The sequence below is a fragment of the Azospirillum brasilense genome (genome assembly GCF_022023855.1).
In the GTDB taxonomy this organism is placed as follows: domain Bacteria; phylum Pseudomonadota; class Alphaproteobacteria; order Azospirillales; family Azospirillaceae; genus Azospirillum; species Azospirillum brasilense_F.
Genome location: NZ_CP059450.1, coordinates 1,038,089 through 1,051,413 on the forward strand (window position 1 = coordinate 1,038,089; position 13,325 = coordinate 1,051,413).

Genomic DNA, 13,325 nt, shown 5'->3' on the forward strand with positions numbered 1-13,325 from the left:
GCAGGGCCAGACGCTCCAGGGCGCGCTCCATCGGGCAGCCACCAGCCGGCCGCTGGTCGAGGCGCCCCCCAGCGCCAGAGGGGCGGAGCACCGCCCCCTCCCCGCCCGGCTGGTGAGCTGCGTGGCGATCAGCACCATGCAAGGGCAGCAACTCCAGGCCGGCGGGTGAGTGCCCCGATGGGATCGGGGTGCCCGGCGACGGCCCCCTGCCCTACAGGCTGGCGCGCGGTTGGACGGTGAGTCAGCAGGTGCCGAGCGGGGCATGTCTACAGTTGGGGATATCCCAGGGCACCAGTAAGAGCCCAGCAAGATCGGCAGTCGGCGCTGGCCGGCTTGGGGATCGCCAGACCACCCGCAAGCTGCCTGACGCCGACCGCCACCGCCTGCGTAAGGGAGGATGCGGAAAACTAATTAAAGTTCTTAGCCAGCCTAACTCTGAGCGCACCTACAAAGATAGGAGGCATCAACAACACTCACTCTGGAAATACGCTCATCGTTCGGCAATGAAATTAGTTTTTAGGCAGAGATTCAACAAAAATTTTGAAACTTATATTTGCCTCTACATAACGCATTAAGTCTTTTTTTCTTCTATATTCCTTTGAAAAGGATATATATGAATAGTAATTCTTAACATACTTTATCTTTTTGCTACCCAGAGACCGCCTTAACTGGTCCTCGCATTCCACGAGTTTTTCTTTAGCTGATTTCGTATGCCCATGCGCCGTAAGTAGCCAGCACTCTAATGAATGCACAGCTATAGCAAAGATAAATTTATCTTTGTTTTTTTCATATACTTCTGGATCGATTTTGCTGACCAATTTTTCTTTTACTGCTTCAATAAGCTCGTGCGTCGTTCGTTCTCTTCCATCATAACGATACGAAACGTTGAAGTTTACCTCCTCACAAACGTCTGTATCAACCTGAATGATCAGATAATCATTGAGGCTAATTGCATCAGATACCACTTCTTTTATCGAGCACTGCTCTAGGACGTTTTCCCAACCGCCATGACCGCCTTCAGCTTGCCTTGACTCATCAGTTGCATCACGAGGCGGCTCCAAAGGCGTGACATCGATCTCCTCATCATCTCCATAATATGCTTCTAAAATGACCTGTAAAAAGGCTTGGTCAGTTATCCCTTCGGTAATCAGAGCAAACGTTTTCATGTCAAAAGCTCCGCGGCAATCCGCCAAGAGAGCCCCTTAGGAAAGCTTCTGACAACTTCACCTTTTCGACACCGTCAGCTTTTGGCTTGTTCTCAATTCGCCTGACCCTAGTTTCACCTTTGGTGTTTCTTGACACAACAAAAAGCCTCTGATCTGGGTCGTCAAGATTGATTCCATCAAGCACTGCCGGATTATGTGTGGTTAGAAGCGCTTGCTTATCATGCTTCTTCGACAACGCAACCAATTCTCTTATAAGTTTTTGGCAAAGCTTAGGATTGAGCGAAGCATCAATGTTATCAATGGCAAAAAATCTCGGTGTTAGTTCCGTTGAAAACAGCGCAAAGTAGAACACCAAAAACAAGAAGCCTTCATTTGCACTCCTCTGATCAAAAACGTTCATAGTTTCAGACAAAAACCTGTCCTGGATAGCCAAACTTCCAGTCTCTCCAGAGTTACCTGAAACCAAATTAAACCCGTTGAACCATCCAAATAGATTGAGCTTTTTATTAATATCCTTTACCACCTGTGAATTTGGACCAGAGTCCAGAACTGACAGCAATTTAAACAATCCCTCACCATTAATTCCCAAAGGTTCTATCTGCCCCTCGGGATCCAAACGGCGCAAAGCCGTATTTTCTGGCGAGTAAACAATAAAGTCTTTCAGTATTTGCTTATACAAGCCACTCCCCGACTCTGACGATATATACTCGTAAACAATCTCCGCAAAGATATTTTTATTACCAATCTCGAAAGCCTTCGAACCCCCACCATCTACAGTATTACTCTTCATTGATTTCGCATGCCGAGATGCCTCAATGAGCGCCTTGGAGAATACAGAAGCATGCTCAATGACAATATCAATATCCAGGTCACGCTCTTTAATAATCTTGTCAATAAAGTCCCTTGCCCTTCCTTTGTTAATACCAGTCGTTACCTTCACGCCTTCCTTTATCTCAACATCCTCCCGCGCACCCAATGTCCCGATCTCAACCGAGTATGACCAATTTGCATATGGTTCATTCCCATTTTCAATGATGTATTTTACATGCGAAAGATTTTCGTTTGATACTGTGATCTCAATGGGGTCTTTGTTGCATTCGGGTGTGAATGCCGATCGCATGAAATTCGGCGCCGTCACACGAATTCCGCGTGATGCAAGAAATTCATTGTCCAGCTTACCTGCAGAAGCGGCACCAACAAGCGCAAATGCTTCGAGAATGTTACTTTTTCCAGCACCATTCTCACCTATGAATACATTAATACGACCAAGGGACATCTCGGCCTTTAAAATAGACTTGTAGTTTTTGATCGTGACATTCTCAATCAACGGATTTTCCCCGAGGCTGCTGAAGCACAGAACGTTCTAACGATACAGTAAGATAGGCTGACGCAGGCTGAATTGCACCATTAGCATGCCATAGAGCGGCTTTCTAGATCTGCAATCTGTCGGAAACACAGACCTCCCCTCACACCACCACGCCCCCCTCCGGCCTCTCGTCGGCGCTGTAGACGCTCGGGCCGGTCTCGCCGGCCAGGGCAGCCGCTACAGCGCCCGAGAGGTGCCCCACGGGTCCGCCCCGGTCGCCAACCGGTACTCCGCCAGCACCGCTTCGCGCAGCTCCAGAAACACCGGCTCATCGAGGCAGACGGCCGGTTTCAGGCGCTTCTTCATGAGGGTGCCCGGCAACCGAACGAACAGGCGCCCGTCCCGGTCGGTCACCCGCACGTTACGGATCTCCACCGGCCCCACCTGAACGACGGCAACGGCCAGCGTCTGCCCGGTCCCTTCTGACAGGCGAAGGTCCAGCACCTCGACGGCCGGGCACGACGATTCGGGCTTGCTCATGGTCACCTCGCATAGAAAAGCCGGCCGGGCATGACGCGCCGGCCAGCTCATGGATCGGGCGTGTCCGCCCAGGTCAGGCCGCCGCGGTGCTCACGCCGTCCAGCCGCACCGTGACGGTGCCAGCCCCGTTGCCGGCCGCCTCCACCGCCACGCCCACCGGGTACAGCCCGGCGCCGGGCGCGTCGCACTGGTGCGCGGTGTTGTCCCAGTTCACCCGGCCGCCCGCGGCGATCGCGACGGCCGGCTTCTTCGGCAGGATGAACACGCCCTCGGTGACACCCACCAGGGCGCCACCGCTGGCCGCGTCGGTGCTGGCGATGGCGAGAACAGGCTCCCGACGATGAAGCCCTCCTCCGATGCCAAGGCGCGCGGGATGGTCAGGTTGGGGCGAGGTCGTCCCCCTCCCCATCGCGTCGTGAGGTGTATGAAGGGCCCGACTCCGTAGGCGTAGTTCGCCGATCAACCACTGATCGATCCGGGCATCACCCCACGGAATTAGAACCGAAGATTATGTTCGACCGCGCGAACGCCAAGCGTCGGTTATCAATGCCAGGGTTCCCAGCTCAGGAAGGAGGAGCACCATGGCAATTATTCTCGGAACACCCGGAAATGATACCCGCTACGGCACTGACGGCGCCGATACCATCGAATTATATGCCGGGAACGATACCGGCTATGGTCGGGCTGGCAATGATCGCGTCCTGGCGGGTGACGGTAACGACCGCATTTTCGCAGATTGGGGCACCGGCTGGGGCAACGATACCGTCTACGGAGGCAACGGCAATGACACGCTGTCAGGCGGTGAAGGCAACGATCAAGTCTACGGCGAGCAAGGCGCTGATCGCCTCTATGGAGACGGTGGCTCCGATACTCTTTATGGCGGGAGCGAAGCCGACAGCCTTTGGGGTGGCGATGGCAACGATCGCATCTTTTCCGACTGGGGCCCTGGTTGGGGGAACGACCGCGCTTACGGCGGCAATGGTAACGACACCATATCGGGCGGGGATGGCAACGACGAGCTGCATGGTGAAGCGGGCAATGACCGGCTGTATGGCGACGCCGGTGACGACACTCTGAACGGAGGCAGCGGCAACGACATGCTGCACGCTGGCGACGGTTACAACGAGTTGGCGGGCGGCGACGGGGTCGACACCTTGTACGGCGGCGATATCGGCGGCACACGCTTTGTCGGTGGCGCCGGAGCCGACTTCCTATATGGCGGCGCCTCCGACGATCAGTTCTCCATCGATTCCAAGAATGGTGTTGACCAAATGTGGGGCGGCGGCGGCCAAGACCTGTTCGGCGTCGATTATGTGTATGCCTATTCGATAGCCGAAGACGGCGTCGCCGACCAGCTGTCGGCAACCATCAAGGATTTCCAGATGGGTGTTGACTACGTTTTCAAGAACGAATGGCTCCTAAAGGGCGTCAACTCGGTTGATGGCGGTTCGAGCGTCGAGTTTGTGTTTACTCACTTCGAGAACACGACCCATTTTAAGCTCGAAGGTCTCGCCTATGGTGTTGCACAGAACTACGCCATGTCTATGAGCAAGGACGGAGTGACGGCGAACTGGGACGATGCGTTCACTACCATATGATGGCGAACTGCACTCTCCAAAATTGCGTGTCGTTGTTGAACGGCTCCACCAGGAGCGCGTCCGCCGCCCCGGCCCAGTCCATTATGGGCCGGGACGGCATGATGACTGAAGGCGAAGTAACGACGGTAGTGAAGATCGGTGCTTCACTCCGCCTCTGCACCGATCCTCAATGCGTCTGCCGGTACCGGCTGACCATGCTGTCGCTGACGTCCTTTGGGAAGCAAAGCGGTGACCGACCACCCGGCCGGCTGTAGGCGCTGTTTCCACCACACCGCCGCCCGTTCCGCATCGTATTGTATGGGCACGGGCAGTTCCCTGGGTATGAAGCGATCGATTCCTGAATGATCCGCTCCCTCACCTCTTCGTCGGTGAGCGCTGGGCCGCGGGCCGTCGCAGGTGAACCGGATATTGCGATGATGAGCCCAATCAAGGGCAGAAGGAGCGAGCGCCGCATCGTTCTCACCAACTGGAAGGCGAACCACACCATATCCTGATGAGAGATCCTTAAGGCTTCATTGCAACTACCTCAAACCGGGCGGCATACTCCGGCCCCGCCGCCATGCAAGAGGAGCCGCCCTATGTTCGGACGCCACATTGCCGCCGTTCTTGCCTTCGGCGCCCTCGCGCTTGCTGGGCCCCTCCAGAGCGCCGCGGCGGCGGCGACCGATTGCCCACAGCACTTCCTCGATGGACAGGCTCCGGACTTGGTCCGCCAAGCCCTCTCGGCGAAGACCCGGCCGATCTGCTACAGCGCTTACGCCCTGCTCCACTCCGGGGTGAGCCGCACCTCCCTCTGGTCAGCCGAACACCTGACGGCCGACCGGTTGGCCGCCGCACGGGAGATGAAGCGGAAGAACACGTTCCATCCCGATCCCAACCTGCCGCCTGATGAGCGCGCGGAACTGGACGATTACAAGGGGTCCGGCTTCGACCGCGGGCACATGAGCCCCAGCGGAGACATGCCGAATGCCCAGGCTCAGCACGAGAGCTTCAGCCTCGCCAACATGATCCCCCAGAACCGTAGGATGAACCAGATCATCTGGGAGCAGATCGAGTCGGCGACACGAGATTACGCTGTGCGGAGCGGTGAGCTGTACGTCGTGACCGGGCCGATCTACCAGCGCGGCGCGACCTTCGAGCGGATCAACGGGCGCGTCATCGTGCCGACGCATGCGTTCAAGGCGGTATACGACCCGGCCAAGCGCACCGCCGGTGCCTACGTGGTCGAGAATATCGACACCAAATCCTTCAAGGTCATGTCCATCGCTGAACTGGAACAGCTCACTGGCATCTCCGTTTTTCCAGCACTTCCGCCCGAAGCGAAGGCGACCGCAATGGCGTTGCCCACGCCGAAGCCGCGCAGGTGATGATGGCGGCCAGCCGTGACCGCCTTACATTCACACCAATGCCGTTCCTGCCCCTCGAGAGGTGACCATGCCGTCGCAGATCAAGCCCTTCGCAAGCGAGGCCGAATCGCTTCAAGTCGACGAACTCACCGTCGAGAACCAGACCGACCGGGTGTCGATCTATGGCAGCCTAATCGTCACGAAGGACAAGAAGGGCCTCCAGCATGCTCGCGAGCTGAAGGCTATCCTGGATGATGTCGTCGCTGCGCTGGAGGATGAACAGGGTCTGCCAGACCAAGTAGCGACCAAGCCAACTGATAAGGTGGAAGATCCTTGGGGGTGAGGGGAAAATACGCACCAGATGCGTTGAACTGACCTCGATAGCAGGCGGGGCCTGTTAGGCAATCAGGCCCCTCTCCTCGCTGGCCTGCTGCCCAGGGTGCTCCGGCAGTTCCACATCTTCCATCTTCGGCGCCGCAACCAGCGCGATCGCCTCCACAGGATCTCCGCATCCATGCCCGGCCAAGCGGTGCCCTTCTTCAGTGGCTGCGGCCCGGTAGTAATCGGCGACGAAGGTCCGGACCGACGAGGTGAGATTGGAGCAGCTCCCCGTCAACGCAATAACCTTCCGCTCCACCAAGCTCACTACTTGGCTCACCCTCAGTCCTTCCCGCCGGCCGATATCGTTCAGCGATTCCCACATTGAGGGCTCCAGTCGCATCGACGTACGGCGCCCGTTCACGAAAACATTCTTCACAACGAGCATGATCACCCTCCAACGCGTGCACGCCAAGGTATGATTTGCAACCTAAAAAATCAACTATGCTAATCTCACACCTAATATGATGCAGAAAATGGGTTACCTCTCCCGTGGCGCTGCAGTCGCCGGGCAGCCTTCCAAAATGCGAGATTCAGAATCGCTCACGACCGGACGCCCGTAAGTACGTCGATCGAGAACTGTGCGAAACCACTGCCAGACATTGATGTTGGTGAAGCAGAGGCTGATTCAGGCCCTCATCGGTCCATCAGATCGACGGAGCGCCTGAATGGCTTCCAACAGTCAACAATTTACCTGACAGAGGCTGGAACGTCATGGTCGATCAGAGGACGCCCCCTACTCGGACCGCCACGCAGGCCCGCCAAGGCAGCATCAAACACGTCGGTCGGTATGTTCTTGGAATAAGTTTGCCGCTCGCAATCGTTGCGATGATTGCTGTTTACATTCTCGTCTTCTAACCCGAGCGGATACTCACTTCCATATCCTTAATTTACCGGCGAGAGACCTTGAGCATTCAGTGCCGTTGCCTCCTCATCCGTGAAGGTGAGACACCCATCTGGAGCGAGAAGGCGTTCCGCTTGCCACCGAGTAGTGGCGACGGCGTTCAGTTTGAGGATAATGGAACGCCATTCACGTTCCAGGTCACCGAGATCCTGCACACGCTATCTCTGGATGGCGTGGATTTCGCGCTGATCCTCACGGAGGTGCCTGGGTCACGGGGCAAGCCATTCAGGGTGTTGTTCGAAGATCAAGCCCGGACCACCGGTACGTCGTCCAGCTCCGTCGTGTAGCTGGGCGACCTGCTTTCCTGGCGCATCCGCCACGCCCGGCCGATGGTGGCCGCAGGCACCAGCGTGTCGCGGCCCATCCGGCTGTTGATCGCGTCCATCGCCGCCATGAGCCGCGCGCCGCGCGCCCGGTCGGCGGCGGCCAGCAGGTCCGGCTGCACCTTGGACACGGGCACGAGCCCGGTCAGGATCACCCCGGCCTTGCTGAACTGAACCCCGTCACGCCAGATCTTGCGAGCGCCGGCCGTCGCCGCGGCGATCAGCGCGAAGGTGTCGTCGGTCGCTGGCCGCAGCTCGACCGTGGCGGCGTTGCTGTAGGCCGGGCCGGGCCGGAAGGGCGACGTGTGCATGAAGACCTGGAGGGCCTCCGCAGCCAGCCCCTCGGCGCGCAGCTTCTCCCCGGCCCGAGTCGCATAGGCCGCCACCGCCTCCCGCATCGGCTCCCATTCCGTGACCGGCGTCCCGAAGCTTCGGGTGACCGCCGTCGTCTTCCGTGGCGCCGGCGCTTGATCGAGCGGCAGGCAGGACAGCCCGCGCAGTTCGTAGACGATTCGCTCCCCCACCACGGTCAGCATCTGCCGGGCGCGCCGGGGCTCCATGTCGCGCAGATCCGCCGCGGTCTTCACCCCGAGCATGCCAAGCTTCTCGGCGCTGCGCCGGCCGATGCCCCAGACGTCCTCGACCGGAACGACGCGCAGCACATGCTCGCGCTCCGATTCGCCGCCCAGGTCGCAAACCCCGCTGTCGTCCAGCAGCGTCTTCTTGGCCGCGTGGTTCGCCAGCTTGGCCAGCGTCTTCGTCACGGCGATCCCGACGCAGGTCGGAATGCCGGTCCACCGGCGAACCGTCGCCCGGATCTCTGCGGCGTAGGCCAGCAGGTCCCGGCCCTCGAAGCCGCTTAGGTCGAGAAACGACTCGTCGATGCTGTAGACCTCCAGGCGCGGGGTGAAGCCGCGCAGGCAGTCCGTCACCCGGGCCGACAGGTCGCCGTATAGGGAATAGTTCGAGGACAGCACCCTCACCCGATGCTGGCGGACCAGGTCGCGCACTTCGAACAGCGGCTGGCCCATCTTCACACCCAGAGCCTTCAGCTCGGCAGACCGGGCGACGAAGCAGCCGTCGTTGTTTGAAAGCACGCCGACGGGCACGCCCTCCAGCCGGGGGTCAAAGACCCGCTCGCATGAGACGTAGAAGTTATTGCAGTCCACCAGCCCATAGACCCGCGGCGGCACCATGGCCATCAGCGCCGATGCAGGCGCACAGTGCTGGTGACCACGCCCCACACCTCGAAGCCGGACCGGTCGGTGACCTCAGTAGGGCGGTAGCTGGGATCGTCGGTCTCCGGGATTAGGTAGATCCGCCGGCCCCGGATCAGCAGCCGCTTGCAGACCAGCTCGCCGTCCAGCACCGCCACCACGACGTCGTCATGCCGGGCGGTCAGGCTGCGATCCACGATGGCCAAGTCGCCGTCATGGATGCCCGCCCGCGTCATGCTGTGGCCGGCAACGCGCAGGGTGAAGGTGGCGGAGGGGTGCGGAACCAGCACTTCGGCGAGATCGATTCGGCCCTCGACATAGTCCGCCGCTGGGCTGGGAAAGCCCGCCGACACCACCGCCTCGACCGCCACCACCGGACACGACGTCATCAACACCGGAACCGGCGTCTCCATGCCCACCTCCCCCATCTGGACCCCTCAGGCGAGGATGGCGCGGAATGAGAACTTTTCAAGAACTAAAAGCGGTTGACGCCGACGCTGGAGAGCGCGGAGCAGCGGTCAAAATGGGAATATCGTCCCGGTTTATCAGCCGCAGGATGGTGGAGGTTTCACCCTGCCCGGCCTACACCTCCCGCCCCGGGCCGGCTCTCGGCGGCAGGCAACACCAGAGGCATCCACTTGGACTACCAAGAAATTATCAAGGTCATCAACACACATCATTGTGCGGGCAAGGCAGGGCACACCCCAGTTGTCGAGATGTTCCCTGCCGTAGATGAAACTGACAAGCGAATGTTCGACGTTAAATTCCTTACTGCATTGCCGCCGCCTTGATAGCATCAAGCTGAGAATCGCAACGCGCAAAAATATCAGTAAGATTTTGGTCGAAATAAATTGCTTGTCTTCCGCTCCTCTTACTAATGTAGTACCATTGATCGATTGCAGGTGGCTGCGCTGCCACGGAAAAGACCAATACATCGTACTCATCCGAAGGCTGAATACCAGATGCATCCCTCACATATGAATAAGACACCCTTGGAAAGATACCTTTCTTTTCAATTCGCTTCCATAAATTTGAAGATTCATCGTAACTATTTGTAACAACATAATCATTTTCCAAATCAGCCATTGTGGCCGCTGAATAACCCACCTTTACATAATTAAGTTTTGTATTCATAAAATAACTTCTTTCAGGAACAAATATCCTCAGTTCTCTTGCAGTAACCGGCCTTTGCAAAGGCTTGAGTTGATTAAGATAAGATTCATTCATATAGGCCATGTCGCGCTTCAGTAACTCTTTATCCTCATACCTCTTTCCATTATAAACCCATGCTTGCTGCGCGCATGCACCAAGCATCATTAAACATGCAAAAGCAGCGGCGATTGATCGTGACTTCATAGCACCTTTCCCTCAGCGTTTAAGCATTCTTCAAGACTTACCGCCACAATAGCAGATGGGCCAACTTTGCAGCGAACCACACCACCTTGCGGCAGAAGCGAATCATCATGGGATATTTTGCTTTTCCTGCTCTTTGTTTTTGGAACGAGATCGGCCGCACGGGTGCCTTTATCATTTTCCTTCAATAAGTAACGGGCGCGGAATGACCCAACATCAACGTCACAGATGCTTTGCGTCTCCAAAGACAGAGAAGGTATGGAAATGCAAACACCCATGGGCTGGCGGAACGACTGCCCCTCAACTCTATCTATCTGCTTTACCGACCCTGATAGATCCCGAACCGTATATCGGAACCGAAATTGTTTGACCGGCGGCGCATCCATCGCGCTACCAATAAGTGCACCAAGAAGAGCCGCACCAACATGATCGGTGGCCGAATAACTTGGTCGAGACCCTTTGAACGCATTATCGACATATAGTGCCGAACCGTATGCTTGACCGATTGCAGCGCCGCCTGTCGTCCCTGGTGTAGATTCGTCCAATGCTTGAGCATCGATGATGACGCCGTAGCGATTGCTATCTGCTACGTCCACCACGTACTTTGCCTGCAAGCTGGCTTTCTCGGACTCACTCAGAGCCGACCAAACCTGTTCGTTGGTCCTTAGCAACTCTGCCGTCGCCCACGCGTCTGTTATACAGCACAGGAACACGATCAGTGCTGCACGCCTCATGGATTGCTCCGCCACGAATATGCGATTATTAAGCGCCTTGAGCGACTTTTAGGAGTATGGAATCCGGATGATCGCGAGTCCAGTGCGTTCCACACGGAGATTGATCGCCCGCGTCGGGGTCTGATAGCCCTTCCCCACCTGCAACGGTGGAAGCCTCCCAACATGCCCCGCCCCACGATCACCGGCGCCCTGTGGGTCATCGCGTCAGCGCTCGCCTTCATGGCCGCCAACATCGCGATCCGGCACTTGGGCGCCAAGCTGCCGCCACTGGAGATGGCCATGTTCCGGTCGGCCGGCGGCCTAATCATGGTGCTGGTCGCGTGGCATGCCTTCCTCCACCTTCGCCAGCTCCGGGACCCGCACATCCACCTCGTCCGGGCTGTTGTGGGCGCAGTATCGCTGATGGCTCTGGTCCACTCCTACGCCACCCTTCCCGTCGCCCTGGTCACCGCCTTCATGTATGTCCGAGCCGCTTTGGTGGTGCCCATGGCTTGGCTGTTCCTGAAGGAGCGGGTTGGTCCCGACGTGTGGGCAGCGGTCGGCCTCGGCATCGCTGGGGGCGTCGTCTCGCTCTGGCCTCGCCTCTCTGCCATTGGAACGCCGACGGCGGTTTGGGATGGTTGGGAAGCGCTGATCCTGCCACTCGCCGCCCTCGCCGGAGCCGGGAGCCACATCTGCATGCGCAGGCTGGCCCTGACCAACCCGCCGAGCGTCGTGGTGGCCGTCTCCGCGATCCTGGTGACCGCCGTGGTGGCGGTTCCCGCGTCCAGCGTGGCGATCGGGCCGCCGGCCGCCGATATCCCGCTGCTGGCCGGCATGGCCCTGCTAAGCGGGCTGGCGCAGTGGTTCACCGTCAAGAGCTACAGCTACGCCTCCCCTGCCCGGCTGGCACCTTTGTCGCTGATCGACGTGCCGATTGCCCTGGTGGCAGGCTACCTGTTGTTCGGCGAGGTTCCGGGCGGCATGCAGATGGTTGGATCGGCGATGATCATCGGAGCAGCACTTTATGTGTTTCGGGCCGAACGATCCGATTCGCGCTCAAACTCGTCCGAGTCGCCACGGTGATTCGAGGAAATTGCGAAACTTTATTATCTTAGAGGGCAATTATCTGAACCACTTACACATGCTAGTATGCACACGCTCTACTGCAACTAAAAAATTACATGACCGGCTCAGATGCGCTACATGCGCAATGAAATTCCCGGCAAGGCTTACGAATCAAGTACCTGACGCCAATTTGACCGCGTCCAACCCCACAGAATCACTCATAGATTTCGAGCGCCGATCCATCATACCCCCCATGTGGGTGGTAGTGGCGAGCAAGAGCACTTTGTTACGTTCAGACGAAAGGAAAACCGCAACCATCGAATAGCGCAAACGATGACGATGCCACCGCTCCCTTGGGACATCCCCGGCCCGTTCGCCGACATGGCCGTGACGGCATCACGGCTGCGTGCATCACTCGTCATCATCGATCCAAACGACAACGTCGTATATGCCAGCCAAGATAAAAAGCGCCTGTATCCGTTTATCGATTTTTCTGCCCCACTGACCTTTGAATCAATGCTGCGCTCTTCATGGAAACATGGCGCGGATAATGGAATCATCAGTCAACCAGACTTAGAGGCTCAGCTTGCTGATGCACAGAGCGCTCGCCGAAGCCCTCGCCTTGAGTTCACCCGCCGATTTCCAACCGAATTGATCTGCGCACATATCCGTCTCGACAACGGGTGGAATGCCCAGTTGCGCGTTGAGCCGGATCGCGCCGGCCTTCGGCAATACTTCTCAGGCGACATTCCGACCTTTGGACTTTTCGAAGCGATCCGGCAGAGGGAAGCTGCCGAGCAATGCGCTGCCGCACTCGACTGCTTGGCATTCGGCATCGCAGTCCTGGGACCGGATCGACGGATCAAGCACAAGAACGCCGCCATGACCGATCTCATCAGCCGGTCCGATGGCTTGCTGGTGGACGAGCACGGGCGCCTATCAGCGCTTCATGGTGATGACACCGCAGAACTGTCGCGCCTCGTGGCGCTTGCCAGTCTTGGCCGCCTCTTGGCGCCGACCGCGGCCACCATCATTCGAGCTGCAGCAGGAAGGTCGCACATCGTGTCGGTGTCGCGGAGCGGCGACGCCCCCGGCTCAGCGGTCGTGGTAGTCGCGCCGGCCCGCCTCGATGTCGCAACGGTTTCGGACGTACTGCACCGGGATTTCAAGCTGACCCCCGCAGAGGCTGAGCTTGCAGCCATGATCGGCAACGGCTTCACCAACGACGACGCGGCAAAGGAACTCGGAAAAGCGCCCGGCACCGGGCGCGAACAGGTCAAAAACATCCTGAAGAAACTGGATGTTGGGGCACTCGCCAACCGCGGCCAGACGGGCCTTGCCCGCTGGGTAGCCGTATTGGGGGCGATCACCGGAGCCGCCCGGTTTCGCGGCAAATCATGACAAAGGAGACGA

The 13,325-nt window shown here is 58.1% G+C and carries 15 protein-coding genes; 5 read left to right on the top strand and 10 right to left on the bottom strand.

Translation table 11 applies throughout. The features are described from left to right. Nucleotides 1-509: 509 nt before the first annotated feature. From H1Q64_RS17975 to H1Q64_RS17990, 4 genes are all read right to left on the bottom strand, one after another. Nucleotides 510-1,166: a hypothetical protein gene (locus H1Q64_RS17975; RefSeq protein ID WP_237904959.1), complete on the bottom strand. Its 657-nt coding sequence runs from the start codon at nucleotides 1,164-1,166 to the stop codon at nucleotides 510-512. A gap of 1 nt (nucleotide 1,167) precedes the next feature. Then, the gene (locus H1Q64_RS17980; protein WP_237904960.1) at nucleotides 1,168-2,493 is read right to left on the bottom strand and encodes an AAA family ATPase; all 1,326 of its coding nucleotides are present in this window, start codon (nucleotides 2,491-2,493) and stop codon (nucleotides 1,168-1,170) included. A 216-nt stretch (nucleotides 2,494-2,709) separates the two neighbouring features. After that, nucleotides 2,710-3,012 carry a hypothetical protein gene (locus H1Q64_RS17985; protein ID WP_237904961.1) on the bottom strand — a complete coding sequence of 101 codons (303 nt, stop codon included), beginning with the start codon at nucleotides 3,010-3,012 and terminating at the stop codon, nucleotides 2,710-2,712. A 73-nt stretch (nucleotides 3,013-3,085) separates the two neighbouring features. Then, complete coding sequence (locus H1Q64_RS17990; RefSeq protein ID WP_237904962.1) at nucleotides 3,086-3,295, bottom strand: DUF2190 family protein; 210 nt, start codon at nucleotides 3,293-3,295, stop codon at nucleotides 3,086-3,088. A gap of 298 nt (nucleotides 3,296-3,593) precedes the next feature. Here H1Q64_RS17990 and H1Q64_RS17995 point away from each other — a divergent pair, with 298 nt between their 5' ends. Next, nucleotides 3,594-4,610: a calcium-binding protein gene (locus H1Q64_RS17995; RefSeq protein WP_237904963.1), complete on the top strand. Its 1,017-nt coding sequence runs from the start codon at nucleotides 3,594-3,596 to the stop codon at nucleotides 4,608-4,610. 166 nt (nucleotides 4,611-4,776) lie between these two features. Here H1Q64_RS17995 and H1Q64_RS18000 read toward each other — a convergent pair whose 3' ends face one another. Further along, the gene (locus H1Q64_RS18000) at nucleotides 4,777-5,064 is read right to left on the bottom strand and encodes a hypothetical protein (protein WP_237906458.1); all 288 of its coding nucleotides are present in this window, start codon (nucleotides 5,062-5,064) and stop codon (nucleotides 4,777-4,779) included. A 124-nt stretch (nucleotides 5,065-5,188) separates the two neighbouring features. Between H1Q64_RS18000 and H1Q64_RS18005 the strand changes: the two genes are divergently transcribed. Both H1Q64_RS18005 and H1Q64_RS18010 read left to right on the top strand, forming a co-directional pair. Then, on the top strand, nucleotides 5,189-5,977 hold the full coding sequence (locus H1Q64_RS18005) for a DNA/RNA non-specific endonuclease (protein ID WP_237904964.1): 789 nt from the start codon (nucleotides 5,189-5,191) through the stop codon (nucleotides 5,975-5,977). A 67-nt stretch (nucleotides 5,978-6,044) separates the two neighbouring features. Continuing rightward, the gene (locus H1Q64_RS18010; RefSeq protein WP_237904965.1) at nucleotides 6,045-6,299 is read left to right on the top strand and encodes a hypothetical protein; all 255 of its coding nucleotides are present in this window, start codon (nucleotides 6,045-6,047) and stop codon (nucleotides 6,297-6,299) included. Nucleotides 6,300-6,353: 54 nt separating this feature from the next. On the opposite strand, the gene H1Q64_RS18015 is transcribed toward H1Q64_RS18010, so the two are convergent. The 5 genes from H1Q64_RS18015 to H1Q64_RS18035 form a co-directional block, all read right to left on the bottom strand. Beyond that, nucleotides 6,354-6,722, bottom strand: a complete 369-nt coding sequence (locus H1Q64_RS18015) for a ribbon-helix-helix domain-containing protein (protein ID WP_237904966.1) — start codon at nucleotides 6,720-6,722, stop codon at nucleotides 6,354-6,356. Between the two features lie 760 nt (nucleotides 6,723-7,482). After that, nucleotides 7,483-8,763: a Y-family DNA polymerase gene (locus H1Q64_RS18020; protein WP_237904967.1), complete on the bottom strand. Its 1,281-nt coding sequence runs from the start codon at nucleotides 8,761-8,763 to the stop codon at nucleotides 7,483-7,485. Further along, nucleotides 8,763-9,191 (bottom strand): LexA family protein, encoded by a 429-nt coding sequence (locus H1Q64_RS18025; protein ID WP_237904968.1) that lies wholly within the window; start codon nucleotides 9,189-9,191, stop codon nucleotides 8,763-8,765. Before H1Q64_RS18025 ends, H1Q64_RS18020 begins: the two co-directional genes overlap by 1 nt. Nucleotides 9,192-9,546: 355 nt before the next feature. Then, nucleotides 9,547-10,134 (bottom strand): hypothetical protein, encoded by a 588-nt coding sequence (locus H1Q64_RS18030; RefSeq protein WP_237904969.1) that lies wholly within the window; start codon nucleotides 10,132-10,134, stop codon nucleotides 9,547-9,549. Next, nucleotides 10,131-10,865, bottom strand: a complete 735-nt coding sequence (locus H1Q64_RS18035; protein ID WP_237904970.1) for a hypothetical protein — start codon at nucleotides 10,863-10,865, stop codon at nucleotides 10,131-10,133. Before H1Q64_RS18035 ends, H1Q64_RS18030 begins: the two co-directional genes overlap by 4 nt. 162 nt (nucleotides 10,866-11,027) lie before the next feature. Between H1Q64_RS18035 and H1Q64_RS18040 the strand changes: the two genes are divergently transcribed. After that, complete coding sequence (locus tag H1Q64_RS18040; protein WP_237904971.1) at nucleotides 11,028-11,930, top strand: DMT family transporter; 903 nt, start codon at nucleotides 11,028-11,030, stop codon at nucleotides 11,928-11,930. Between the two features lie 315 nt (nucleotides 11,931-12,245). Further along, complete coding sequence (locus H1Q64_RS18045; RefSeq protein ID WP_237904972.1) at nucleotides 12,246-13,313, top strand: helix-turn-helix transcriptional regulator; 1,068 nt, start codon at nucleotides 12,246-12,248, stop codon at nucleotides 13,311-13,313. Nucleotides 13,314-13,325 lie beyond the last annotated feature (12 nt).